Here is a 23,792-nt window from a genome sequence, read left to right as displayed (position 1 = left end):
CCGTCGACGCGTTCCGCGACGGCGGGCTTTCGTGCGCCCGGACCCTGCCGGTCAGGGGCAACTGGCGGTTGTCCAATGACAACCTCAGAGGAAATCGAAAAATGAACTCCAAGTTGCTGCGCATCCACGGCAAGGTCCAGGGGGTGTACTACCGGGACAATGCGGTGGCCCAGGCGGGCGAGCTCGGTGTCACGGGCTGGGTGCGCAATCGGCATGACGGCACGGTCGAAGCGCTGGTTTGCGGCGCGACCGAAGCGGTCGAGGCATTCATCAACTGGGCGCACAGCGGTCCCGCCGACGCCCGGGTCGACAAGATCGAACTGACCGACGGCAGCCAGCACGGCATGCCGCTGGCGTTCGAGCGCTGGCCGACGCGCTGACACGCATTCTTCAGGTATTGCATCCGGTTTGATCTCCTTTTATGACATACGCTTGTGTTGCATCGCTGATGAATATGGATTGGGCGCTTAAGCTTGGCTTGAGAATTCAACAGGGATGCCGAATATTGTGACCGTCCAGGGGATCAGCTGGAATGGCAGTGATGTCACGGTGCCGCACCGGGAACTGCTGCACGGGCTGGAGGGCGGCGATGTGCTGTTCTTTCCCAATCTGGGCTTCGGGCTCGATGACGCCGAGCGCGGCCTGCTCGATCCGGTCCATGCCGATCCGAAACGCAAGAACATCAGCCTGGAACCCGATGGCACCACACTGCGCGGTGTGGTCAGTGACGAAACGCTGACCGCGACCGCCCGCGGTCTGCTGGCGCGCTTCCAGCACAATGCCCGCCAGCTGGTGGATGGCCTGCTGGAGCCGTACCGCGAGCATCTGCGCGCGGCCCCGGCCAGCCTGCGGCTGCACCGGGTCGAGACGCGCCTGACCTCGTGGCGCAAGGACGACAGCCGGCTGCATGTCGATGCCTTTCCGTCCCGGCCGCTGGCCGGACAGCGCATCCTGCGTGTATTCACCAATATCCACCCGGGCGGCGTGCCGCGGGTGTGGCGGGTCGGCGAATCGTTCGACGAGGTGGTCGAGCGTTTCCTGCCGACGATCCGGCCGCCGCTGCCGGGCAGTGCCGCCGTGCTGAAGGCGCTGAAGATCACCAAGCAGTACCGTACTCGTTACGACCACTACATGCTGAAACTGCACGACGCGATGAAGGCCGACATGGCCTATCAGCGCGACTGCCGGCAGCAGACCATTCCGTTCCCGCCCGGCAGCGTCTGGGTGTGCTACAGCGACCAGGCGACCCATGCGGTGATGAGCGGCCAGTTCATGATGGAACAGACCTATTTCCTGCCGCCCGAAGTGATGGTGTTTCCGGCGCAGTCGCCGCAGCAGGTGCTGGAGCGTGCGACAGGTGCGGCTGTCGTCTGACACGGCAGGCAGACCGTCCAGCGCATGGCCCTTGTCTGCGCAGAGAATCAGGCCCACCGGCGGGTTCTCGTCCCCCGCCGCCGCGCAGGGCCTCGGTTTCATGGAACCGGCGGGCATGAGCATCCCTGACCGACAACCTCCGCCGAACGCTGCGCCGCCGTGATCATCCTGCAACAGCTGACCACCCTTCCGGACGGTCTGACACGCCGGATGAGAACATGGTGCACGAGCGGATGCGCCCAGGTCATTGATAAACCTGCCGTATCGAGTGCCGGCACCTCCCGGCGAAATACGGTACGGGAGTCATCGTGAAACAGCAAACCGGCGGCATGACTCCGCCGGTTTGTGTTTTTCCGCAGCAGATCAGGCCGCCGCCATCCCCATGGCCGCCGCAATGCCGAGTCCCGCGAACAGACAGGCCGAGACGATGTGCACGGCGCGGGTCGGCAGGACATTGGCTGCCTTGTGGCCGATCCAGACCGCCGGCGCATTGGCCAGCATCATGCCGACCGTGGTGCCGGCGACGACGGCGAACAGCGCGTCGTACTTGGCGGCCAGCATCACCGTCGCGATCTGGGTCTTGTCACCCATTTCGGCCATGAAGAAGGCGATCACGGTCGCGGTAAACACGCCGGCGCCATCACGGATGCGGATTTCGTCCTCGTCGATCTTGTCGGGAATCAGCATCCAGACGGCCATGCCGACAAACGACGCGACCAGTACCCAGCGCAGGACGTCCGGGGAAACCAGCGTGACCAGCCACGCGCCCAGACTGCCGGCGATGGCGTGATTGACAATGGTGGCGACAAAGATGCCGGCGACGATAGGCAGCGGTTTGCGGAAACGGGCGGCGAGCAGCAAGGCCAGCAACTGGGTCTTGTCACCGATTTCGGCCAGCGCGACGACGCCAGTGGAGATGAAGAATGCGGACATGTGGAGTTCCCGAGGCTCGATACGACACCATGATCGCGCGTCGCCCGAGCCTCGAAAGAGAGCGGACGGCGATCATGGGTCTTGCCGCGAAAAGTCTGTGCTTTCCGTCGCGTGCCACGGCCTGTCGGCCAAGTCTGTTGACACGCGCCCCCGCTGTGCTGCCGCGGGCCGGCTACTCCCCCAGGACTGGGTGCCCGGCAGAACCGGGCGAGAAGAGCGCGCATTCTAGCGGCAGGGTGCGGGCGGCGTAAAGCCCCCGGCCGGCGATGCCGCGCGAAGCTTGCCGGGCGTGGCTGCCGCATGCCTATAATCCCGAGTAAATCAGTCGGAATTCATTGCACAGGAGTTCATGCGTCATGGCCAGATATTCGCTCGACAAAGACAAGATCCGCATCGTCCTGCTCGAAGGCGTGCACCAGAACGCGGTCGACGCGCTGCTGGCGGATGGCTACACCAATATCGTGCGTCATGCCAAGTCGCTGTCCGGTGACGCGCTGGCGGAAGCGGTCGCCGATGCACACATGGTCGGCATCCGTTCGCGTACCCAGCTGACCGACGCCGTTTTCGGTTCGGCGAAAAAGCTGATGGCGGTTGGCTGCTTCTGCATCGGCACCAACCAGGTCGATCTGGACGCCGCCGCCCGGCGTGGTGTCCCGGTGTTCAATGCCCCGTTCTCCAACACCCGCTCGGTGGCGGAACTGGTGATCGCGGAAACCATCATGCTGATGCGCGGCATTCCCGAGCGCAGCGCGCTGGCGCATCGCGGCGGCTGGCTGAAATCGGCCGATGGCAGTTACGAGGTGCGCGGCAAGACGCTGGGCATCATCGGCTACGGCCATATCGGCACCCAGACCGGCATCCTGGCCGAGAGTCTCGGCATGCGGGTGATCTACCATGATGTCGAAACCAAGCTGCCGCTGGGCAATGCGCAGCCGGCCGCATCGCTGGCGGCACTGCTGGCGGCGGCCGACGTGGTCACGCTGCACGTGCCGGAAACCCGCGAAACGCAGAACATGATCGGTGCGGCCGAACTGGCGGCGATGAAGGCCGGCGCCAAGCTGATCAATGCCTCGCGCGGCACGGTAGTCGACATCGATGCGCTGGCGGCGGCACTGAATGCCGGTCACCTGTCCGGTGCGGCGATCGATGTGTTCCCGGCCGAGCCGAAGGGCAATGACGACGAATTCCTCAGTCCGCTGCGCGGACTCGACAACGTGATCCTGACTCCGCATATCGGCGGCAGCACGGTCGAGGCGCAGGCCAATATCGGCGCCGAAGTTGCTGCCAAGCTGATCCGCTACTCGAACAACGGCTCGACGCTGAGCGCGGTGAACTTCCCGGAGGCATCGCTGCCGGCGCATCCGGGCACCGCGCGGCTGCTGCATATCCACGAGAACCAGCCCGGCGTGCTGGCCGCCATCAACGAAACCTTCGGCCGGCTGGGCATCAATATCTCGGCCCAGTACCTGCAGACCACGCCGACGCTCGGTTATGTCGTGATCGACACCGACAGCCCGGCGCCGGAAGCGGCGGTCGAGGCGCTGTCGGCGGTGCCGGGCACCATCCGCTGCCGGGTGGTGTACTGACCGCGTCGTGACCGGTGCATGAACAGACGCCCCCGCTCATCACGGGGGCGTTCTGGACTGACCATCACCCCTTGCCCGCAAAGACCGGACGAGCGAAGCGAGGTCTCCCGGCGGCGGCGGGGACGGAAGGGGCAGGGCTCAATCAGGCAGACTGCCGTGCCCATGACGGATTCTGTCAGTCGGACGTGCACCGACGCCACTGCAACCGTCGGTGCCAACCTTTAATCAGCAGTCAGACCGTCCATAGACCTTGCCCGCAAAGAACGGACGAGCGAAGCGAGGTTTCCCCGCGGCGGCGGGGACGGAAGGGGCAGGGTTCGACCAGGCAGACTGCCGTGCCCATGACTGATTCTGTCAGTCGGGCGTGCACCGACGCCACTGCAACCGTCGGTGCCCACCTTTGCCTGCAGTCTGCTCAGTGCCGGGTCGGGCTGGCCGGCTCGATCGGGTCCTGCGGACCGGCGAACAGCTCGGCGGCATCGTCTTCGTCGAACACGTATTTCTGCTGACAGAATTCGCAGGCGATCTCGACGCTGCCCTGTTCGGACAGGATGCTCTCGACCTCGTCGCGGCCGATCATGCGCAGCATGCCGCCGACGCGCTCGCGACTGCAGCTGCACTGGAAGGCCACGCTTTCGGCGTCGAAGGCGCGGATGACTTCCTGGTGGAACAGGCGATACAGGATGTCATCGGCCGACAGCGTCAGCAGTTCTTCCTGTTTCAGCGTGGCGGCCAGTTCGCGCGCACGCGGCCAGTCATCCTCGTCACCGCTGCTGCCCGGCAGTTTCTGCAGCAGCATGCCGGCGGCGCAATCACCGTCGGCGGCCAGCATGATCAGCGTGTCGAGCTGTTCCGAGCGTTCCATGTAGTGCGTCAGCAGGCTGGCGACGCTGCCGCCTTCCAGTGCGACAATGCCCTGGTAAGGCTCGGCGCCGGCCTGTTTCGGATCGAGGGTGATCACGCACTGCCCCTGGCCGGTCAGGGTGGCGAGGTCGGCATCGGCCGGCAACTCGCCATCCCAGCGTGCGGTCGCGCGCAGGGTGCGCGAGGCCGCATTGACTTCCACCACCAGCAGTCGCAGTGCTCCCTGACCCTGGATCTGCAGGATCAGCTGGCCGTCGAATTTCAGGTTGGCGGCCAGCAGGATGCCGGCGGCGGCCAGTTCGCCCAGGCGGTCGCGCAGCACCGGCGGGTAGTCGTGGCGGGCGTTGATCTCGCGCCAGCTGTCGTCCAGGCGCACCAGTGCGCCCCGGACCGGTGCCTCGTCGAACAGGAAGCGTTGCAGCGTGTCTTTTTTCATGTCGGAATCGTCTCCGTTTCGGTGTCGGTACCGGTGCTCAGCCGGGCGGTATAGAGGGTCATCGGCAGTGCCGAGCCGACGTCGAATTCGCAGCCGGCCCTGACGCCGAGCTGGGCGAGATCGGCGGCACCGCTGGCGCTGTCGAAGCCGGCGTACATGGCGCCGATGGCAAAATCGCGCCCCGAGCCGATGGCCCAGTAGCGGTTGTATTCATAGACTTCACGCATCGAGTAGATGGCGAAGATCCCGTGCGGATTGGCAATCAGCACGGTCATCTGGCTCGACTCGTACGGGTCGTCCTCCTCTTCCTCGGTCTTGAGGAAAAAGTCGTCTTTCAGCTTCGGATGCAGCTTGCGGAAGGTCTCGAAGATCGCCGGGCGGCTGGACAGATCGCGGTGCTTGAGGCGGGCCAGCGCCGACTGGAGCACCAGGTCGTGCGCGGCCGAGCCGGCGATGGCGATATAGCTGTCGTCGAGCTGGAAGATCTTGTTGTAACGGGCATCGTGAACGGCGGACAGGCGGGTGTCGCCGAAGGTGGACTGGCAATCGGCGGCAATTGCCACCTCGTCGCCTTTCTTCACCACCACTATGGTTGTCATGACAGGCTTTCCGGCATCAGCAAAGGCGGTAAGATTGGGTCCGTACACCGAAAACGCAAGCGCGGGCCCGCCTTTGGTCGCCCGCGTCGCTCCAGACCAGGGAATCCACACCGATGTGCCAGCTTCTGGGCATGAACTGCAATACACCGACCGACATCGTCTTTTCATTCGAGGGTTTCCGCCGTCGCGGCGGACTGACCGACCATCATGCGGACGGCTTCGGCATCGCCTTTTTCGAGGGGGCCGGCGCCCGGGTGTTTCTCGATGTCGAACCGTCGGCGCAATCGCAGGTGGCCGATTTCATCCGCGATTATCCGCTGAAGAGCGAAAATGTCATCGCCCACATCCGCAAGGCGACCCAGGGCGGCGTGTCGCTGGCGAATACCCACCCGTTCCAGCGCGAGATGTGGGGGCGCTACTGGGTGTTCGCCCATAACGGCAATCTGGACGGCTTTGCGCCGCCGGAAGGGCGCCACTACCGTCCCGTCGGCTGCACCGACTCCGAACGCGCGTTCTGCTTCCTGCTCGACACGCTGCGCCAGCGCTTCGACCACGAACCGCCGTTCGTCGAGCTGTACCGGCTGGTCAGCGAGACCGTGGCCTGGATCCGCAGCCATGGCACGTTCAACTTCATCCTGTCGAACGGCAAGTTCATGCTCGCGCACTGCTCGACCAGCCTGTACTACATCGTGCGCCAGGCGCCGTTCACGACCGCCCACCTGGTCGACGAGGACGTCAGTGTCGATTTTGCCGATCTGACCACGTCGAACGACCGGGTGGCCGTGATCGCCACCCAGCCGCTGACCGACAACGAGGTCTGGACCCCGTTCGAGGCCAACGAGCTGAAAATCTTCAAGTACGGCGCACCGCTGAAAACGGCACCGGGCATCGGCAAGGTAGCGCCGGTTCCGCCGTCCGGCGCCTGAGTCCGCCGGGCCCCGCCTTGTCGACAGTCAACCGGCGGCGCGGAACGTCTCACTATACTGGTGACGTTGTCGCATTGACGGGGGCTGTATCCATGGGGTGGGGGAAACGCGCATGATCGTCGTGATCGGTGCCGGGTTGTCGGGTCTGTCGTGCGCGTGGCATCTGCGCGAAGCCGGCGTCGAGGTGGTCGTGCTCGAAGCGGGGGACCGCGTCGGCGGCAAGGTCAGGACGGTCGAGGAGGCCGGCTGCCGCCTCGAACTCGGCCCGAACACCCTGTATGCCCATGATGGCCATCGCGCACTGCTTGCCCGCCTCGGACTGGACGGTGACATCGTCCCGGTTGCCGATGTGGCGCGCCATCGTCATGTGCTGCGCGGTGGCGAATACCGCACCTTGCCGGGCGGGCCGCTGGCCTTTCTGTGCGGGCGTGCCTTCAGCGCCCGCAGCAAGTGGCGGCTGCTGACCGAACCGTTCCGCCGCAACCGGCCGCGGCAGACGCCGGAAACGGTAGCGGCATTCTTTCGCCGCCGGCTGGGCCAGGAGATGGTCGAGCGGCTGATCGACCCGTTTATCGGCGGTGTGTTTGCCGGCGATCCCGAACACCTGCTGGCCTCGCTGACCCTGCCCGCGATCTATGACGCCGAGCGCGATGCCGGTTCCATCCTGCTGGGCATGCTCAAGCGCATGCACACCCTGCGTCGCCGCGACAGCTTCACGCTGCGGCACGGGCTGGAAAGCCTGCCGCGCGCGCTGGCCGCCGGGCTGGACGTGCGACTGTCGTGCCCGGCACTCGGGCTGGAACGGGGTGACGACGGCTGGACGGTCGTGACGGCCGCCGGGCCGATCGCGGCCGACGCCGTGGTGCTGGCGCTGCCGGCGCCGGCCGCTGCGGCGCTGGTCGAACCGTGGCTGCCGCGCCAGGCGCAGGATCTGGCCGGCCTTGGCTATGCGCCGATGGCGGCGGTGCACACGGTGTTCCGTCGCACCGACGTTGGCCATGCGCTGAACGGCTTCGGCGCGCTGCATCCGCGTGCCGAGCGGCCGTTCGCCGCCGGTGCCATCTGGTCCGGCTCCCTGTTTCCCGACTGCGTGCCGGCGGAAGAAACCCTGCTGACCAGTTTTGTCGGCGGCATGCAGTTCGTCGACCGCTACGCCGTCGATGACCAGACCCTGCTGGCCGGGGTCAATGATGAGCTGGCGCGCACTTGCCGGACCCGGGCCGCACCGCTGCGGCAGCGGCTGACACGCTGGGCGGAGGCCTTGCCGCAGTACGACGAGCGCGCATTGCCGATCGCCCATGCCGCCAGCGTGCTGGCAGGCGAACGGCTGCACGTCTGCGCGAACTGGCATGACGGCGTGTCGATGGCCGACTGCCTGGAAAAGGGCGAGCGCCTGGCCCGGCGGCTGGCCGGCACCGGGCCGGCGCCTGAAGGCGCGCTTGCCCCGTGCGCGGCGGCGCGGTTAACGGTATAAAGGACATTGCCATGACCCCTGTATCGTTTGCCCATGTCCGTTCCCGTTCTGTCCGCGCTTGAAGCGCGCATTCTCGGTGTGCTGGTGGAAAAACAGCGCACCGTGCCCGATACCTACCCGCTGTCGCTGAATGCGCTGCTTGCCGGCTGCAATCAGAAGACCAGCCGCGACCCGGTGATGAGTGCCGGCGAGTCCGATGTGCTGGCCGCGCTGGATGCGCTGCGCAGCCATTCTTTCGTCATCGAATCTTCCGGCGGACGCGTGATCCGCTACGCACACAACACCGAACGCGTGCTGTCGGTGCCGACCCAGTCGGTCGCCATTCTGTCCACGCTGATGCTGCGCGGTCCGCAGACGGCCGCCGAGCTGCGCGCGAACTGCGAGCGGCTGCACCGTTTTGCCGACGTGTCGGCCGTCGAGGCTTTTCTCGACGAGCTGTCCGAGCGCGGCGACGGCGCGCTGGTCTGCATGCTGCCCAAGGCCCCCGGCAGCCGGGAAAACCGCTGGATGCACCTGCTGTGCGGCGAGCCCGGGCCGGAGCTGCTGGCCCCGTCCGCCGACACGCGACCGGCACCCCGCAGCGATGCGGCGCTGCAGGCGCGGGTCGAACAGCTGGAGGAGGAGGTCGCCGGACTGCGCGAGCGTCTGGACCGGGTGTGCGGCGAGCTGGGCCTGTAGCAAATGGGCTGCCTTTGATTCGACAAGGGCTTAACGAGTAGAATCCACCGCTAATTTATTGCCGGATCCACGCTGTCATGCTGACTTTTCAGGACATCATCCTCAAGCTCCAGACCTACTGGGGTCGCCAGGGCTGTGCGCTGCTCCAGCCGTACGATATGGAAATGGGCGCGGGCACCAGCCATACCGCGACTTTCCTGCGCGCCATCGGCCCGGAACCGTGGCATGCGGCCTATGTGCAACCGTCGCGCCGGCCGAAGGATGGCCGCTATGGCGAAAACCCCAATCGCCTGCAGCACTATTACCAGTTCCAGGTCGTACTGAAGCCAAGCCCGGACAATATCCAGGAACTGTACCTCGGCAGCCTGCGCGAACTGGGGATCGACCCGACCGTGCACGATATCCGCTTCGTCGAGGACGACTGGGAAAACCCGACCCTCGGCGCCTGGGGCCTGGGCTGGGAAATCTGGCTCAACGGCATGGAAGTGACCCAGTTCACCTATTTCCAGCAGGTCGGCGGCCTCGACTGCAAGCCGGTGCTCGGCGAGATCACCTACGGGATCGAGCGGCTGGCGATGTACCTGCAAGGGGTGGAAAACGTCTACGACCTGGTCTGGACCGTGACCCCGGAAGGCCGCACGCTGACCTATGGTGACGTGTACCACCAGAACGAGGTCGAGCAGTCGACCTACAACTTCGAGCATTCGAACGTGCCGTTCCTGTTCGGCCAGTTCAACCAGTTCGAGAGCGAGGCCCGCCGCCTGCTCGATACCGGGCTGGCGATTCCCGGCTACGAAATGATTCTGAAGGCGGCACACGCGTTCAACCTGCTCGATGCACGCGGTGCAATCTCGGTGACCGAGCGCGCCGCCTATATCGGCCGCATCCGCGCGCTGGCGCGGCTGGTGGCCCAGGCCTACCACGACAGTCGCGAAGCCCTGGGCTTCCCGATGTGCCAAACCGGATCGTGAGTCGCTAGATGAGGAAAACCGTCGTTTCCGCCGTCCTGTCCGCCGTCCTGCTGTCGTCGGCGCACGCCGCCCCGGTTTCCGCCCGGGCCCCCACGCCGACGCCGGTGTGGATGACCTACCAGAACGGAACCAAGCTGCAACTGGCCATCGACCGTGCGTCGTTCCGCTGGGTCGACGGCGGGCTGCTGCAGTTCCGTCATCGTGAAACCTTCGCCGACCAGAAGACCGAGCCGACGCTGAAGGTGCACTATTTCGTCCGGACCAATACCGTGGTGGTGGACTGCGCAAACGACCGTTATGCCCTTGTTTCTTCCGATTACCTGGATCGCAACGGGAAGCTCGTCTGGGCGACGACCTTCCCGCTGCCGCCGCACCTGTGGCGTTTCCAAGCAGTGGAGGAGGGTTCGATGGGCGCCAGCATGCTGGATATCGCCTGCCAGACCGTCCGCCACCCTGCCTACAAGACCGAATAAACTGCCATGACCACCCTGCTCGTAGAACTGTTTACCGAAGAGCTGCCGCCGAAGGCGCTCAAAAAGCTGGGCGAGCGTTTTGCCGACACCGTCCGCGCCGAACTCGCGCGCGCCGGTCTGATCGACGATGCCGCCGTCGTCCACCCGTTTGCCAGCCCGCGCCGGCTGGGCGTGACCATCTCCCCGGTGCTGGCCCAGGCGCCGGACCACGATGTCACCGAAAAGATCATGCCGGTCGGCGTGGCGCTGAATGCTGCCGGCGAGCCGAGCCCGGCGCTGGTGAAGAAGCTCGAAGCCCGTTCTATCCCGCTCGACGCGGTGGCGAAGTTCGAGCGTCGCCAGGACGGCAAGAGTGAAACCTTCTTCTACACCTACACCGCCACCGGCGCCCGGCTCGACCAGGTGCTGCCGGCTGCGGTGCAGGAAGCGCTGCGCAAGCTGCCGATCCCGAAACTGATGCACTGGGGCGACAGCGACGTCACCTTCGTGCGTCCGGTGCATGCGCTGATCATGATGCATGGCGATCGCGTGATCGATGGCGAAGTCCTCGGCCTGAAGTCCGGCCGGGTGACCGGTGGTCACCGCTTCCTGTCCGCCGGCGACATTGCCATTCCGTCCGCCGATGCCTACGCGCGTACGCTGTACGAACAGGGCAAAGTGGTGGCGAGCTTCGAAGCCCGCCACGCGCTGATCGACAAGCACCTGGCCGACCGTGCCGCGGCACTCGGCGCCACGCTGGCGGCCGATGACGCGCTGCTGGACGAAGTGACGGCGCTGGTCGAATGGCCGGTGGTGCTGGAAGCCGGTTTCGAGGCCGAGTTCCTCAAGGTGCCGCAGGAATGCCTGATCCTGACCATGCAGCAGAACCAGAAGTACTTTCCGCTGCTGGACGCCGCCGGCAAGCTGATGAACCGCTTCCTGCTGGTGTCCAATCTGGAAACCGCCGATCCGACCCACATCATCCGCGGCAACGAACGCGTGCTGCGCGCACGGCTGTCCGATGCCAAGTTCTTCTATGAACAGGACCAGAAGCAGCCGCTGGAAGCGCGCATTCCGCGTCTGGCCGATGTGGTCTACCACAACAAGCTCGGCAGCCAGCTCGAACGCGTCGAACGCCTCGAACGCCTGTCCGGCGAAGTGGCCGCGCAACTGGGGGCCGACGCCGCGCTGGCGCGCCGCGCCGCCCGGCTGGCCAAGGCCGACCTGCTGACCGACATGGTCGGTGAATTCCCGGAACTGCAGGGCGTGATGGGCACCTATTACGCCCGCCTGGATGGCGAGCCGGCCGAGGTCGCTGCCGCCATCGAAGGCCATTACCACCCGCGCTTTGCCGGTGATTCGCTGCCGGAAGGCGCGATCGCGACCGCCGTCGCCCTGGCCGACAAGCTGGAAATCCTGACCGGCATCTGGGGCATCGGCCTGATCCCGACCGGCGACAAGGATCCGTTCGGCCTGCGCCGGCACGCCCTCGGCGTGCTGCGCATGCTGATGGAACAGCCGCTGGACCTGCGCGCACTGCTGGAACGGGCCGTCGCCGCCTTCCCGGCCGGCACGCTGGCCGACGGCACTGCCGACGCCCTGTACGGCTTCATGCTCGAACGGCTGAAGAACCTGCTGACCGCCGACGCCGACATTCGCGCCGACGAAGTCGACGCCGTGCTGGCGCTGGCGCCGACCCGGCTGGACGAAATCCGCGCCGTGCTGGCAGCGGTGTCCGCGTTCCGCGCGCTGCCGGAAGCCGCCGCACTGGCCGCCGCCAACAAGCGGGTCATGAACATCCTGAAAAAGGTGGACGGCGAGGTGCCGACTGCCATCGACCCGGCACGCTTTGCCGAGGAGGCCGAGCGCGCGCTGGCTGCCGCCATCGACGCCGTACTGCCCGATGTCGATGCCGCCTGCACCGGTCGTGACTACACCGCTGCGCTGTCGCGCCTGGCGGCGCTGAAGGCGCCGGTGGACGCGTTCTTCGACGGCGTGATGGTGATGGCCGACGATGCCGCCGTGCGTCGCAACCGACTCGCCCTGCTCGGCAAACTTGCCGGTCTGTTCAATCGCGTGGCCGACATTTCGCTGCTGGCGGAATGACCCACGCCCGTCACAAGGACGTCCATTGTCCCATCACGGTGCCAGCCCCATGAAACTCGTCATCCTCGACCGGGACGGTGTGATCAACCAGGATCGCGACGATTTCGTCAAGAACAGCCTCGAGTGGGTGCCGATCGACGGTGCACTGGACGGGATTGCCCTGCTGTCCCAGGCCGGTTGGCGCGTGGTTGTGGCGACCAACCAGTCCGGGCTCGGGCGCGGGCTGTTCGACATGCATGCGCTGAACGCCATGCATGACAAGATGCACCACCTGGTCGGCAAGGCCGGCGGCCGCATCGACGCGGTATTCTTCTGTCCGCACAAGCCCGAGGCCCATTGCAGTTGCCGCAAGCCGGCCCCGGGCATGGTGCTGGACATTGCCGAGCGCTTCGGCGTCAAGCCGGAAAGCCTGTGGCTGATCGGCGACAGCCTGCGCGACCTGCAGGCGATCGACACCGCCGGCGGCAAGGCGATCCTGGTCCGCACCGGCAAGGGGCGGCAGACGGAGAAGGCCGGCGATCTGCCGCCGCGCACCGAGGTGTTCGACAACCTGCTTGTCGCCGCCGAATGGCTGATAGCCCACGTTTCCTGAAGACTCATGCTCATATTCCGAAATCTGCTTTACTGGCTGGTGCTGTGCATCAGCATGCCGCCTTACTCGATCATTGGCCTGCTGCTGCTGCCGGCGCCGCGTCGCTTCCGCCAGCGGGTCATTGCCTCGTGGGCGCTGGTGCTGATGTGGGCGCTGGAACACCTGGTCGGTCTCAAGTACAAGGTGATCGGTCGGGAGAACATCCCCGATACGCCGTCGATCATTTCCAGCAAACACCAGTCCGGCTGGGAAACCCTGGCACTGCAATCGATCTTTCCGCATCAGGTGTTCGTCGCCAAGCGTGAACTGCTGTGGATCCCGTTCTTTGGCTGGGGTCTGGCGGCGGCGTGCGCGATCATGATCGATCGCCGCAATCGCATGCAGGCCAACCGGCAACTGATCGAGCAGGGCGAGCAGCGGATTCGCGACGGCTTCTGGATCACCATCTTCCCCGAAGGCACGCGCACCGCGCCGGGCAAGCGCGGCAAGTACAAACTCGGTGGCGCGCGGCTGGCCCGCGACATCGGTGTGCCGCTGGTGCCGGTGGCACTGAACTCCGGCGAATTCTGGCCGCGCAACAGCTTCTTCAAGTACCCGGGCGAGATTACCGTGGTCATCGGCAAGCCGGTGATGGCGGCGGACGCCGGCGGACCGGAAGCGATGATGCGTCAAGTGGAGGAATGGATTGAAGCCCGCCAAGCCGAAATCAGCGGTGTCGGCCCGTGCGCGAGTCCCGAAGACCGCGCCCGTCGTCTGGCACGTCTCGCTGGCTGACCGCGAACCGCTGCAACTGGCAGTCGTGCGCAGCGCGCGGCGGACGCTGGCGCTGCACGTGACCGGGCAGGGGGTCGAGGCGCGTGCGCCGCTGACCCTGCCGCGCGAACGCATTGAAGGCTTCGTGCGCGAAAAGGCCGACTGGATCCGGCGCAAGCAGGCCGAAGTCATGGCCCGCGACGCCGTCAGGCTGGCCACGCCGCACAGTGTGCTGCTGCGTGGCGTCGGGCATGCGCTGCATTTCATTCCCGGCAGCCCGCGCCGCGCGCTGTTTCGCGATGGCCAGTGTGTGGTGATCGGCGTCGCCGACTGGGAAGCGGCACAGCCACTGATTGCCCGCGCGCTGCGCGCCGAAGCCGCCGCCGATTTTCCGGCCCGGCTGCAGGCGTTTTCCGGCCACTGGCTGCGGGCGCCCCGGGCGCTGAAACTGTCGTCGGCGCGCAAGCGCTGGGGCAGCTGCACCTCGCGCGGGACGGTCAATCTCGCCTGGCGGCTGGTCATGGCGCCGGATTACGCCATCGACTACGTGATGGCGCACGAACTGGCCCATCTGCTGGAAATGAACCACTCGCCGCGCTTCTGGGCCGAAGTCGCCCGACTGTATCCGGACTGGCAGCGCGGCCATGTCTGGCTGAAGCGCAACGCCGCGCTGTGCGGCGTCGTGTAAGCGCCACAACATCCCTGACTTTTCTGGAGGAATACCATGCGCCTGCTGCACACCATGCTGCGTGTCGGCAATCTCGACCGTTCGATCGCTTTCTATACCGGGGTGCTCGGCATGCGGCTGCTGCGCCGCAATGACTATCCGGACGGCCGCTTCACCCTGGCTTTCGTCGGCTATGACGACGAGGACAAGGCCTCGGTACTCGAACTGACCCACAACTGGGACACCGACCATTACGACCTCGGCAACGGCTATGGCCACATCGCACTGGAAGTCGCCGATGCCGCTGCCAGCTGTGATGCCGTGCGCCGCCTCGGCGGCAAGGTCACGCGCGAAGCCGGGCCGATGAAACATGGTTCGACCGTCATCGCCTTTGTCGAGGACCCGGACGGCTACAAGATCGAATTCATCCAGGCCGGTACCCAGCACGACTGATCGCAGTGAATGAAAAAAGGACTGACCGTATTTGAATACGGTCAGTCCTTTCTTTTTCCTGTTTTGCAGGCTATATGCGCCTTCCGGCAAAGCCGGCGTGTATTCCCGCATTATAAATGGGGTTATAACGGCGTTGCCGGCCATGCCTAATAAACCCTGATTATGGCAGGGTTAAAATAACCCGAAAAAAGCCGGATTTATGCTTCCGATTCCCCTCCGGTCTGAAAAGCGTTGATACGAATCAATGATGATGTCCTGTGCCGGACCGCACTATCTGCATGCTAATTTATGCACAGGGGAGTGCCATGAGCGGAAGCTTCACCAAGTCAACCGCGCGCAACATCTTTTACGGTGGCGCGGTGTTTTTCTTTCTGCTTTTTCTCGGCCTGACTTTCGATACGGTCAATACCTTGCCCAAGCGTGACAACCGGGCACTGCTGACCGATCAGGCGATGCGCGGCAAGCACATCTGGGAAACGCGCAATTGCATCGGCTGTCACACCATTCTGGGTGAAGGTGCGTACTTCGCGCCCGAGCTCGGCAATGTCTATACCCGGCGCGGACCGGAATTCATCAAGGCGTGGATCAAGGCGCAGCCGACCGGGGCTCCCGGCCGCCGGCAGATGCCGCAGTTTCACCTGAGCGATCAGGAACTTGACGACCTGGTGGCCTTCCTCAAGTACACCAACGGCATCAACACCAACAACTGGCCGCCCAATGTCGAAGGTTGAGCACCATCACGACCGTTTGCGCCATCCACGCGGAGAAAAAAGATGAAATACCAGTCGCAGGCGGAGGCGAAGCCCTATTTCGTCGCCGCGATCGGCCTGTTCATCGGGCAGATCATTTTCGGCCTCATCATGGGCCTGCAGTATGTAATCGGGGACTTCCTGTTTCCCCAGATCCCGTTCAACGTGGCCCGCATGGTCCACACCAACCTGCTGATCGTCTGGCTGCTGTTCGGCTTCATGGGGGCGGCGTATTACCTGATCCCGGAAGAAAGCGAGCGCGAACTCTACAGCCCGAAGCTGGCACGCTGGATGTTCTGGATCTTCCTGGCCGCCGGGGCGCTGACCGTGGTCGGCTACCTGTCCGTGCCGTACGCGACCCTGGCCCGACTGACCGGCAACGATCTGCTGGCGACCATGGGGCGCGAGTTCCTTGAACAGCCGCTGCCGACCAAGGTCGGTATCGTGGTGGTGGCGCTGGTGTTCCTGTTCAACATCTCGATGACGGTGCTGGGCGGACGCAAGACCACCATCAGCCTGGTCATGCTGCTCGGCCTGTGGGGACTGGCGATCTTCTTCCTGTTCTCGTTCTACAACCCGAAAAACCTGGTGCTGGACAAGTACTTCTGGTGGTGGGTCGTGCACCTGTGGGTGGAAGGGGTGTGGGAACTGATTCTTGGCGCCATGCTGGCCTTCGTACTGGTCAAGGTGACCGGGGTCGACCGCGAAGTGGTCGAGAAGTGGCTGTACGTGATCATTGCCATGACGCTGATCTCCGGCATCATCGGCACCGGTCACCACTACTTCTGGATCGGCGCGCCGGAATACTGGCTGTGGATGGGGAGCGTGTTCTCCGCCATCGAGCCGGTGCCATTCTTCATGCTGACGGTGTTCGCCTTCAACATGGTCAAGCGCCGCAAGCGCGACCATCCGAACCGCGCCGCCACGCTGTGGGCGCTCGGTACCGGGGTGATGGCCTTCCTGGGCGCGGGGGTGTGGGGCTTCCTGCACACGCTGGCCCCGGTGAACTTCTACACCCACGGCACGCAGCTGACCGCCGCCCACGGCCACATGGCGTTCTACGGTGCCTACGTGATGGTGGTGCTGACCATGATCTCGTATGCGATGCCGCTGATGCGCGGTCGTGAAGCCAACAGCCAGGCGTCGCAGCGGATGGAAATCGCGTCGTTCTGGATGATGACCCTGGCCATGGTCGCCATCACCCTGTTCCTGACCGCTGCCGGCTTCAAGCAGGTCATGCTGCAACGCCTGACCGACACGCCGATGAACTTCATGGTCGCCCAGGACCAGATCTCGTCGATCTACTGGATGCGTGAAGTGTCCGGGCTGGTGTTCCTGGCCGGTCTGCTGCTGTACGTGGCGTCGTTCTTTGTCGGCGGCAAGTCCGCGCCGGCACGCAGCAACGCCTGAAGGTGCAAGCCCGGGGCCGGGCGGATTTTCCGCCCGGCCCCGGGCTGCTGACAAAGGTGGGTACCGGCGGTCACCGTGGCGCCGGTGCATGCCTGACTGACAGGGGAGATCGTGAGTACGGCTGCCTGCCTGATCTCATCCGGCCCCCGAGGACGTTCCATCATGTCTACCGCTTCTGCCCTTGATCCGCCCCGCTATCCGGGTGACCTGGCCATGTGGCTGTTCATTCTTGCCGAACTGCTGGTGTTCGGCGTCTTCTTTCTGGCCTACGCCTTTGCCCGCCAGCATCACCTGGCGCTGTTCGAGCAGGGACAGGCCGGGCTGAATCCGCTGACCGGCGTCGTGCATACCGTGGCGCTGCTCAGCGGCGGCTATGCCGTCGTGCGTGCGGTCGCGGCCATCCGCCGCGGACAGTCGCAGCGCTGTGCCCGCTGGATGTGGGGGGCGGTCGCCTGCGGCGCCGTGTTCGCCAGCGTCAAGCTGGCCGAGCTCGGTGCTGTCTTCGCTGCCGGCATCTCACTGTCGACCGACCTGTTTTACATGTTCTACCTGTCGCTGAGCGGTTTCCATTTCCTGCATGTGCTGCTTGGCATGGTCATGCTCGGCTATGTGGCCCTCAAGGCCGGCCGTGGCGGCTATGACGCCAGAGCGCACGATGGCGTGGAAACCGTTGCCTCGTACTGGCACATGGTCGACCTGGTGTGGGTGGTGCTGTTTCCGCTGCTCTACCTGCTGCGCTGAGTGGCTGCTGCGGGTCCGGGCTGGTGCCCGGCCACCTGCCGCCCCGTGTTTTTCCGTTCAACCCTGGATGCCGTCATGTCCCGTTCCACTTTCGATTGGCTGTTTCTGCTGTCTCTGACCGCGCTGGGCTTCGTGCTGACCGAGACCGGTCGCGCCGGCCCGGCGCTGCCGCTGCTGCTCGGCGGACTGACCTTGCTGAAGGGACGCTGGATCATCGACCGTTTCATGGGGCTTGCGCACGCGGCCGGCTGGCTGCGTGCCGCCGTGCTCGGCTGGCTGCTGCTGGTACTGGCCGGCCTGGCGTTCGCGTTCCGCCCCACGTTCTAGAAGGATTGCCCCATGCATGCCGACCCCGCCGCCATCCGGCCCCCGTTCTATCAGCCCGTCGCCGACGAGTGCGCCGTGTTCGAACTCGCCTTCCGCCAGCAGCTGCCGCTGCTGATCAAGGGGCCGACCGGTTGTGGCAAGACCCGCTTTGTCGCCCACATGGCAGCCCGACTGGGCGTGCCGCTGATTACCGTGGCCTGCCAGGATGACCTGTCGGCTGCCGACCTGGTCGGCCGCCACCTGCTTGGCGACGGCGAGACGCGCTGGCAGGACGGCCCGCTGACCCGCGCCGTGCGCCAGGGCGCAATCTGCTACCTCGACGAACTGGTCGAAGCGCGCAAGGACACCACCGTGGTGCTGCATCCGCTGACCGACGACCGTCGCATCCTGCCGGTCGAACGCACCGGCGAGGAGCTGGAAGCCCCGCCGTCCTTCATGCTGGTGGCGTCGTACAACCCCGGCTATCAGCACGCGCTGAAAACGCTGAAACCGTCGACCCGCCAGCGCTTTGTCGCGCTGACTTTCGACTACCCGGCCGCCGCGATCGAAACCGGCATCGTGGCCACCGAGGCCGGCGTGAGCCACGACCAGGCGGCCGCGCTGGTTGCGCTGGCGACTGACCTGCGCCGGCTGGCCGCGCATGATCTGGACGAAGCAGTCAGCACCCGGCTGCTGATCCATGCCGCCCGCCTGATGCAGGCCGGTTTGCCGGCCGGCAGTGCCTGCCGGGTGGCGGTGATCGAACCGCTGAGCGATGAACCGGCCACCCGCATGGCGCTGGCCGAGATCATTCGCGCCCATTTCGCCGACTGACCGGGCAGAGCAGAACGATATGGAAGAATGGGTTGGGGGCATATGGGACCGCTGGGTGCGCCGGGCGGCTTATCGCGGCCATCCGGCGGCCCGGGTCAGGCTGGACGAGGTCAGCGGCATGCTGGCGCCGCTGTACCGGGCATTTGGCGGTGCCGGTGCCGCGCAGATCAAGGCATCCGACAAGGAAGCGCATGGCGCGCGCCGGCGCTGGCTGGAACGGGTGGCCGGCATCGGCGAACAGACCTGCCATGGCTGGGCCGACGACGACGCGCTGTACCTGCCGCCCGGGCTGGATGCCATGCCTGAGGCGGCGCTCAATCGCGAACTGTATATCTGGCTGACCGCGCTGGCGGCCCAGGCACCGGTCGGTGGCGAGTGGCTGTCGCGCAGCCGGCGTGCCACCGCCAGTGTGCTGGCCCGCTTGCCCGGGCTGGCGTCGCGCTACTACCGACTGGTCGATGCGCATCTGGGCAGCCGGCCGGACCCGACCCGCTTGCCGGCGGACGAGGCGGCATGGGAGCGGGCGATCCGTGCCGCGCTGCTCAGACCCGAAATCGAACAAGCGCCCCCGCCCCCGGCGCGCTGGCCTCCGCATCCGGTACCGCTGTGGCTGCATCCCGATCCGCCGACGACCGCGGCACTGGCGCCGCGTGCCGACGCGGCCGATGCGGACGGCGACAAGGGCGAACTGATGCGTCAGGACGAGGCCGACCGCGTGCGCCGCAGCGCAGAACGGGTCGAACTGCCGGAGAACAGGAACGGCATGCTGATGGTGTTCCGCGCGGAGAGCATTTTCAGCTGGGCCGAATACCTGGAGGTCAACCGGCCGCTGGACGACGACGAGGACCCCGATCCGCGTGCTGCCGATGACCTGGACAAGCTCAGCATCGCCCGGGGCGGTCGCGCACCGAAAAAGCGGCTGCGCTTCGACCTCGACCTGCCGCCGGAAAGCGATGACGACCGGCCGATCGGCGCCGGCATCCTCTATCCGGAGTGGAACTGGAAAACCGGCGCCTATCTGCCCGACTACTGCCGGATCGAGCCGATGCAGGCCGACGAGGCGCCGCCCTGTGCGCTGCCCGAGTCGCTGGCACCGCTGGCGCGACGGCTGCGGCGCCAGTTCGAGCTGCTGCAGCCGGTCCGGGTGCGGCTGAATGCCCAGCAGGATGGCGACGAACTGGACCTGGATGCGGTCGTGCGCTTTGCCGCCGAACGCGCCACGGGCCATATCGGCGACAGCGGGCTGTACCGGCGCCACAGTGGCGGCGCGCGCAGTCTGGCGACGCTGGTACTGGCCGATCTGTCGCTGTCGACCGATACCTGGGTCGGCAACGAGGCACGGGTCGTCGACGTGATCCGTGACGCGCTGATGGTGTTTGCCGAGGCGCTGGCTGCGAGCCGCGACCGCTTCGGTGTGTACGGCTTCTCGTCGGTGCGGCGCGAACACGTGCGCTTTCACGTGCTGAAGGATTTCGGCGAGGCGTGGAACGAGGCCGCCCGTGGCCGGGTCGCGGCGATCAAGCCCGGCTTCTATACCCGCATGGGCGCCGCCATTCGCCACGCAACCCGCATCCTGGCCGAACAGCCGGCCGAGCGGCGCCTGCTGCTGCTGCTGACCGACGGCAAGCCGAACGACCTCGACCGCTATGAAGGCCGCCACGGCATCGAGGACACCCGGGTTGCAGTCGCCGAGGCGCGTGCGCGCGGGCTGCTGCCGTTCTGCGTCACCATCGACCGCGATGCCGGCGAATACCTGCCCTATCTGTTCGGCAGCCACGGTTTCGTGGTCGCCCGCGACGCCGCCGAGCTGCCGCGACTGCTGCCACGGTTGTATTTGAGACTGGCGGCACCGGCATAGGCGACGGCCAGGCGGGTTCTTGATCCGGGTCGCCTGAGCGGGGGAGGGGCATGGGTATAATCGGCGCTTTTGTCCCGGCCCCTGCCGGGATTTGTCACGCCGGGCGTCCCTGCCGCCCGCAACCTGCCGAGCCATGACCAAACTGCCGATCCTGTTGTTTCTGAGTTGCGCGCCACTGGCGGCGCAAGCCGCCGGCCTGCCCGGTGCCGAGCTGTCGCTGGCCTGGGGGCTGCCGTTCGTCGGCATCCTGCTGTCGATTGCGCTGTGCCCGCTGTTCCTGCCGCATTTCTGGCATCACCATTTCGGCAAGGTCAGCGCCTTCTGGGCGCTGTCCTTCCTGCTGCCGGCCGTGGCGCTGTACGGCACCGGCGTCGCCGGCAGCGTGGTCGCCCATGCGCTGCTGGAAGAGTTCCTGCCATTCATCATCCTGCTGTTCGCACTGTATACGGTGTCGGGCGGCATCCTGATCAGCGGCAACCTGCACGGCTCGCCACGGCTCAATACCGGGCTGCTGGCGCTGGGCACCCTGTGCGCCAGCCTGATGGGCACCACCGGCGCGGCGATGCTGCTGATCCGGCCGCTGCTGCGCGCCAACGACAACCGCAAGCACAACGTGCATGTGGTGGTGTTCTTCATCTTCCTGGTGGCGAATATCGGCGGCGGGCTGACCCCGATCGGTGATCCGCCGCTGTTCCTCGGCTTCCTGAAGGGCATCGACTTCTTCTGGACCCTGCAGCACATGCTGCTGCCGGTTGCCTTTGCCGCCGCCGTGCTGCTGACGCTGTTCTATGCGATCGACAGCTGGCTGTACCGCCAGGAAGGCGTGCGCCGGATCGACCCGACGCCGGATTCGCCGCTGCGGGTGGAAGGCAAGGGCAACTTCGCGCTGCTGGCGGTCATCGTGTTTGCCGTGCTGCTGTCCGGGCTGTGGAAGCCGGGCGTGAGCGTTTCGCTGCTGGGTGTCGATACCGGCCTGCAGGATCTGGTGCGCGACGGGCTGATGCTCGGCTGCGCGGCGCTGTCGCTGTGGATGACGCCGAAGGCAGTGCGCGAACGCAACGAATTCGACTGGGGCCCGATCCTTGAAGTGGCCAAGCTGTTTGCCGGCATTTTCGTCGCCATGGCCCCGGCCATCGCCATCCTGCGTGCCGGCACCGATGGCGCGCTGGCGCCGCTGGTGCGGACCGTGACCGACGGCAACGGGGCGCCGATCGACAGCATGTACTTCTGGCTCAGCGGGGCACTGTCCAGCTTCCTCGACAATGCGCCGACCTATCTGGTGTTCTTCAATCTCGCCCATGGCGACCCGGTACACATGATGGGGCCGATGGCGTCGACGCTGATGGCGATCTCGGCCGGGGCGGTGTTCATGGGCGCCAATACCTACATCGGCAATGCACCGAACTTCATGGTCAAGGCGATCGCCGAGTCGAGAGGGGTTAGAATGCCGGGTTTCTTCGGCTACATGCTGTGGTCGGGCGCCATCCTGATCCCGCTGTTCGTGCTGATGACCCTGTTGTTCTTCTCCCTGTAACACACGCCGGGGCACGGCGGGATGCCGCGCCCGGACAGCCTTGCGAGTCGTCTCCATGCATATTCACATTCTCGGCATCTGCGGTACCTTCATGGGCGGCGTCGCCGCGCTGGCCCGCGCCGCCGGCCACACCGTGACCGGCTGCGACCAGAACGTCTATCCGCCGATGTCGACCCAGCTCGAAGCGCTCGGCATCGACCTGATGACCGGCTTCGACGCCGACCAGCTCGACCGCGTGAACCCGGACATGTTCGTGGTCGGCAATGTGGTCAAGCGCGGCATGCCGCTGATGGAGGCGATCCTCGACCGCGGGTTGCCGTACACGTCCGGTCCGCAGTGGCTGGCCGAGAATGTGCTGCACGGGCTGTGGGTACTGGCGGTGGCCGGCACCCATGGCAAGACCACGACCTCGTCGATGCTGGCCTGGGTGCTGGAAGACTGCGGACTGGCGCCGGGCTTCCTGATCGGCGGCATCCCGGAAAACTTCGGCCTGTCGGCGCGCCTGCCCGGCGAGCCGCCGGCGGAGCCGGGCGGGCGCAGCCCGTTCTTCGTCATCGAGGCCGACGAGTACGACACCGCGTTCTTCGACAAGCGCTCGAAGTTCGTCCACTACCGGCCGCGCACGGCGCTGCTGAACAATCTCGAATTCGACCACGCCGACATCTTTGCCGACCTGGCCGCCATCGAAACCCAGTTCCATCATCTGGTGCGGACCGTGCCGGGCAATGGCCGGCTGGTGGTCAATGGCCGTGAACCGGCGCTGGACCGGGTGCTGGCGCGCGGTGCGTGGACGCCGGTTGAACGCTTCGGTGCCGAGGGCGGCTGGCAGGCCGGCGACGCCAATGCCGACGGCCATTTCGACGTGCTGCTCGACGGCACCGTGGTCGGCCGCGTGTGCTGGACGCTGATGGGCGAGCACAACCGGCTCAATGCCGTGGCCGCCGTGGCCGCTGCCCGCCATGTCGGCGTGCGACCGGCGGACGCCTGCGCGGCGCTCGGCCGTTTCAGCAACGTCAAACGGCGGATGGAAGTGAAGGGCGTGGTCAATGACGTGACCGTCTACGACGACTTTGCCCATCACCCGACGGCGATCGCGACCACCGTGGCCGGCCTGCGTGCCCGGATCGGTGACGACACCCGCATTCTGGCCGTGCTGGAACCCCGTTCCAACACCATGAAGCTCGGCACGATGAAGGCGGAATTGCCGGCCAGCCTGGCACAGGCCGACCGCGTGTTCTGCTATGGCGCCCAGCTGGGCTGGAACCCGGCCGATGCCCTGGCGCCGCTGGGCGGCAAGGCGGAAACCTTTGACGATCTGGATGCGCTGGTGGCCCGCGTCGCCGCCGTCGCCCGGCCCGGCGATCAGGTGCTGGTCATGAGCAATGGCGGTTTCGGCGGCGTGCACGGCAAGCTGCTGCAGGCGCTGGCGGGAAACTGAACGTGCCTGAACAGGATGCGGCCCTTCGGGGCCGATTTTTTTATGGACTGCATCTTCG

At 65.9% G+C, this 23,792-nt stretch carries 24 protein-coding genes and 1 riboswitch; of the genes, 21 read left to right on the top strand and 3 right to left on the bottom strand.

The genetic code is table 11. The features are described from left to right. Window positions 1–101: 101 nt before the first annotated feature. Complete coding sequence (locus tag ACYVG8_RS05130) at window positions 102–380, top strand: acylphosphatase (RefSeq protein WP_036386977.1); 279 nt, start codon at window positions 102–104, stop codon at window positions 378–380. A gap of 115 nt (window positions 381–495) precedes the next feature. Continuing rightward, entirely contained in the window at window positions 496–1,374 is an 879-nt protein-coding gene (locus ACYVG8_RS05125) for a Kdo hydroxylase family protein (protein ID WP_460745111.1), read from the top strand. Between the two features lie 363 nt (window positions 1,375–1,737). Here ACYVG8_RS05125 and ACYVG8_RS05120 read toward each other — a convergent pair whose 3' ends face one another. Next, a complete protein-coding gene (locus ACYVG8_RS05120; protein WP_028500550.1) occupies window positions 1,738–2,307 on the bottom strand; it encodes a TMEM165/GDT1 family protein in 570 nt (189 codons plus the stop codon). Window positions 2,308–2,362: 55 nt separating this feature from the next. Next, window positions 2,363–2,500: riboswitch (yybP-ykoY riboswitch) on the bottom strand. Between the two features lie 163 nt (window positions 2,501–2,663). Here ACYVG8_RS05120 and serA point away from each other — a divergent pair. Beyond that, window positions 2,664–3,893: a phosphoglycerate dehydrogenase gene (gene serA / locus ACYVG8_RS05115; protein WP_107889551.1), complete on the top strand. Its 1,230-nt coding sequence runs from the start codon at window positions 2,664–2,666 to the stop codon at window positions 3,891–3,893. A 415-nt stretch (window positions 3,894–4,308) separates the two neighbouring features. Here serA and hslO read toward each other — a convergent pair whose 3' ends face one another. Both hslO and ACYVG8_RS05105 read right to left on the bottom strand, forming a co-directional pair. Further along, window positions 4,309–5,193, bottom strand: coding sequence for an Hsp33 family molecular chaperone HslO (gene hslO / locus ACYVG8_RS05110; protein WP_112692299.1), 885 nt, complete (start codon window positions 5,191–5,193; stop codon window positions 4,309–4,311). Next, window positions 5,190–5,792, bottom strand: a complete 603-nt coding sequence (locus ACYVG8_RS05105) for an Ntn hydrolase family protein (protein WP_036386978.1) — start codon at window positions 5,790–5,792, stop codon at window positions 5,190–5,192. The genes hslO and ACYVG8_RS05105 overlap by 4 nt, the downstream gene beginning before the upstream one ends. Before the next feature lie 113 nt (window positions 5,793–5,905). On the opposite strand from ACYVG8_RS05105, the gene ACYVG8_RS05100 reads away from it, so the two are divergent. From ACYVG8_RS05100 to mpl, 18 genes are all read left to right on the top strand, one after another. Beyond that, the gene (locus tag ACYVG8_RS05100) at window positions 5,906–6,718 is read left to right on the top strand and encodes a class II glutamine amidotransferase (protein ID WP_051529081.1); all 813 of its coding nucleotides are present in this window, start codon (window positions 5,906–5,908) and stop codon (window positions 6,716–6,718) included. A gap of 112 nt (window positions 6,719–6,830) precedes the next feature. Beyond that, the gene (gene hemG, locus ACYVG8_RS05095) at window positions 6,831–8,192 is read left to right on the top strand and encodes a protoporphyrinogen oxidase (RefSeq protein ID WP_460745110.1); all 1,362 of its coding nucleotides are present in this window, start codon (window positions 6,831–6,833) and stop codon (window positions 8,190–8,192) included. A gap of 33 nt (window positions 8,193–8,225) precedes the next feature. Further along, window positions 8,226–8,870, top strand: coding sequence for a YceH family protein (locus ACYVG8_RS05090; RefSeq protein WP_028500554.1), 645 nt, complete (start codon window positions 8,226–8,228; stop codon window positions 8,868–8,870). 77 nt (window positions 8,871–8,947) lie between these two features. Then, complete coding sequence (gene glyQ / locus ACYVG8_RS05085) at window positions 8,948–9,841, top strand: glycine--tRNA ligase subunit alpha (RefSeq protein ID WP_028500555.1); 894 nt, start codon at window positions 8,948–8,950, stop codon at window positions 9,839–9,841. An 8-nt stretch (window positions 9,842–9,849) separates the two neighbouring features. Further along, a complete protein-coding gene (locus ACYVG8_RS05080) occupies window positions 9,850–10,314 on the top strand; it encodes a surface-adhesin E family protein (protein WP_028500556.1) in 465 nt (154 codons plus the stop codon). Window positions 10,315–10,320: 6 nt separating this feature from the next. Next, on the top strand, window positions 10,321–12,399 hold the full coding sequence (glyS, locus tag ACYVG8_RS05075; RefSeq protein WP_460745109.1) for a glycine--tRNA ligase subunit beta: 2,079 nt from the start codon (window positions 10,321–10,323) through the stop codon (window positions 12,397–12,399). 49 nt (window positions 12,400–12,448) lie between these two features. Further along, a complete protein-coding gene (gene gmhB, locus ACYVG8_RS05070; protein WP_028500558.1) occupies window positions 12,449–12,991 on the top strand; it encodes a D-glycero-beta-D-manno-heptose 1,7-bisphosphate 7-phosphatase in 543 nt (180 codons plus the stop codon). 6 nt (window positions 12,992–12,997) lie between these two features. Continuing rightward, on the top strand, window positions 12,998–13,765 hold the full coding sequence (locus tag ACYVG8_RS05065; RefSeq protein WP_028500559.1) for a lysophospholipid acyltransferase family protein: 768 nt from the start codon (window positions 12,998–13,000) through the stop codon (window positions 13,763–13,765). Beyond that, complete coding sequence (locus ACYVG8_RS05060; RefSeq protein ID WP_460745108.1) at window positions 13,704–14,432, top strand: M48 family metallopeptidase; 729 nt, start codon at window positions 13,704–13,706, stop codon at window positions 14,430–14,432. Before ACYVG8_RS05065 ends, ACYVG8_RS05060 begins: the two co-directional genes overlap by 62 nt. 36 nt (window positions 14,433–14,468) lie before the next feature. Then, entirely contained in the window at window positions 14,469–14,864 is a 396-nt protein-coding gene (gene gloA / locus ACYVG8_RS05055; RefSeq protein WP_028500560.1) for a lactoylglutathione lyase, read from the top strand. A gap of 305 nt (window positions 14,865–15,169) precedes the next feature. After that, complete coding sequence (locus ACYVG8_RS05050) at window positions 15,170–15,595, top strand: c-type cytochrome (RefSeq protein ID WP_107889554.1); 426 nt, start codon at window positions 15,170–15,172, stop codon at window positions 15,593–15,595. 42 nt (window positions 15,596–15,637) lie between these two features. After that, window positions 15,638–17,023, top strand: a complete 1,386-nt coding sequence (locus tag ACYVG8_RS05045; RefSeq protein ID WP_028500562.1) for a cbb3-type cytochrome c oxidase subunit I — start codon at window positions 15,638–15,640, stop codon at window positions 17,021–17,023. Window positions 17,024–17,185: 162 nt separating this feature from the next. Further along, entirely contained in the window at window positions 17,186–17,764 is a 579-nt protein-coding gene (locus tag ACYVG8_RS05040) for a cytochrome c oxidase subunit 3 family protein (protein WP_036386981.1), read from the top strand. 75 nt (window positions 17,765–17,839) lie between these two features. Next, window positions 17,840–18,091: a cytochrome C oxidase subunit IV family protein gene (locus ACYVG8_RS05035; RefSeq protein ID WP_036386982.1), complete on the top strand. Its 252-nt coding sequence runs from the start codon at window positions 17,840–17,842 to the stop codon at window positions 18,089–18,091. A 12-nt stretch (window positions 18,092–18,103) separates the two neighbouring features. Then, window positions 18,104–18,904 carry a CbbQ/NirQ/NorQ/GpvN family protein gene (locus ACYVG8_RS05030; RefSeq protein WP_028500565.1) on the top strand — a complete coding sequence of 267 codons (801 nt, stop codon included), beginning with the start codon at window positions 18,104–18,106 and terminating at the stop codon, window positions 18,902–18,904. Between the two features lie 19 nt (window positions 18,905–18,923). After that, window positions 18,924–20,762, top strand: coding sequence for a nitric oxide reductase activation protein NorD (locus tag ACYVG8_RS05025; RefSeq protein ID WP_460745107.1), 1,839 nt, complete (start codon window positions 18,924–18,926; stop codon window positions 20,760–20,762). 133 nt (window positions 20,763–20,895) lie between these two features. Continuing rightward, entirely contained in the window at window positions 20,896–22,296 is a 1,401-nt protein-coding gene (locus ACYVG8_RS05020; RefSeq protein ID WP_028500567.1) for a sodium:proton antiporter, read from the top strand. A 55-nt stretch (window positions 22,297–22,351) separates the two neighbouring features. Next, entirely contained in the window at window positions 22,352–23,734 is a 1,383-nt protein-coding gene (mpl, locus tag ACYVG8_RS05015) for a UDP-N-acetylmuramate:L-alanyl-gamma-D-glutamyl-meso-diaminopimelate ligase (protein WP_028500568.1), read from the top strand. The last annotated feature ends 58 nt before the right edge of the window (window positions 23,735–23,792 follow it).

This window comes from Microvirgula curvata, assembly GCF_054781615.1.
The sequence above is the reverse complement of the archived record's forward strand: the minus strand, read 5'-3'. Positions and strand labels throughout refer to the sequence as shown.

Coding starts and splice junctions, on each gene's coding strand:
- ACYVG8_RS05130 (WP_036386977.1), top strand. CDS start 102: ATGAACTCCAAGTTGCTGCGCATCCACGGCAAGGTCCAGGGGGTGTAC.
- ACYVG8_RS05125 (WP_460745111.1), top strand. CDS start 496: ATGCCGAATATTGTGACCGTCCAGGGGATCAGCTGGAATGGCAGTGAT.
- ACYVG8_RS05120 (WP_028500550.1), bottom strand. CDS start 2,307: ATGTCCGCATTCTTCATCTCCACTGGCGTCGTCGCGCTGGCCGAAATC.
- serA (WP_107889551.1), top strand. CDS start 2,664: ATGGCCAGATATTCGCTCGACAAAGACAAGATCCGCATCGTCCTGCTC.
- hslO (WP_112692299.1), bottom strand. CDS start 5,193: ATGAAAAAAGACACGCTGCAACGCTTCCTGTTCGACGAGGCACCGGTC.
- ACYVG8_RS05105 (WP_036386978.1), bottom strand. CDS start 5,792: ATGACAACCATAGTGGTGGTGAAGAAAGGCGACGAGGTGGCAATTGCC.
- ACYVG8_RS05100 (WP_051529081.1), top strand. CDS start 5,906: ATGTGCCAGCTTCTGGGCATGAACTGCAATACACCGACCGACATCGTC.
- hemG (WP_460745110.1), top strand. CDS start 6,831: ATGATCGTCGTGATCGGTGCCGGGTTGTCGGGTCTGTCGTGCGCGTGG.
- ACYVG8_RS05090 (WP_028500554.1), top strand. CDS start 8,226: ATGTCCGTTCCCGTTCTGTCCGCGCTTGAAGCGCGCATTCTCGGTGTG.
- glyQ (WP_028500555.1), top strand. CDS start 8,948: ATGCTGACTTTTCAGGACATCATCCTCAAGCTCCAGACCTACTGGGGT.
- ACYVG8_RS05080 (WP_028500556.1), top strand. CDS start 9,850: ATGAGGAAAACCGTCGTTTCCGCCGTCCTGTCCGCCGTCCTGCTGTCG.
- glyS (WP_460745109.1), top strand. CDS start 10,321: ATGACCACCCTGCTCGTAGAACTGTTTACCGAAGAGCTGCCGCCGAAG.
- gmhB (WP_028500558.1), top strand. CDS start 12,449: ATGAAACTCGTCATCCTCGACCGGGACGGTGTGATCAACCAGGATCGC.
- ACYVG8_RS05065 (WP_028500559.1), top strand. CDS start 12,998: ATGCTCATATTCCGAAATCTGCTTTACTGGCTGGTGCTGTGCATCAGC.
- gloA (WP_028500560.1), top strand. CDS start 14,469: ATGCGCCTGCTGCACACCATGCTGCGTGTCGGCAATCTCGACCGTTCG.
- ACYVG8_RS05050 (WP_107889554.1), top strand. CDS start 15,170: ATGAGCGGAAGCTTCACCAAGTCAACCGCGCGCAACATCTTTTACGGT.
- ACYVG8_RS05045 (WP_028500562.1), top strand. CDS start 15,638: ATGAAATACCAGTCGCAGGCGGAGGCGAAGCCCTATTTCGTCGCCGCG.
- ACYVG8_RS05040 (WP_036386981.1), top strand. CDS start 17,186: ATGTCTACCGCTTCTGCCCTTGATCCGCCCCGCTATCCGGGTGACCTG.
- ACYVG8_RS05035 (WP_036386982.1), top strand. CDS start 17,840: ATGTCCCGTTCCACTTTCGATTGGCTGTTTCTGCTGTCTCTGACCGCG.
- ACYVG8_RS05030 (WP_028500565.1), top strand. CDS start 18,104: ATGCATGCCGACCCCGCCGCCATCCGGCCCCCGTTCTATCAGCCCGTC.
- ACYVG8_RS05025 (WP_460745107.1), top strand. CDS start 18,924: ATGGAAGAATGGGTTGGGGGCATATGGGACCGCTGGGTGCGCCGGGCG.
- ACYVG8_RS05020 (WP_028500567.1), top strand. CDS start 20,896: ATGACCAAACTGCCGATCCTGTTGTTTCTGAGTTGCGCGCCACTGGCG.
- mpl (WP_028500568.1), top strand. CDS start 22,352: ATGCATATTCACATTCTCGGCATCTGCGGTACCTTCATGGGCGGCGTC.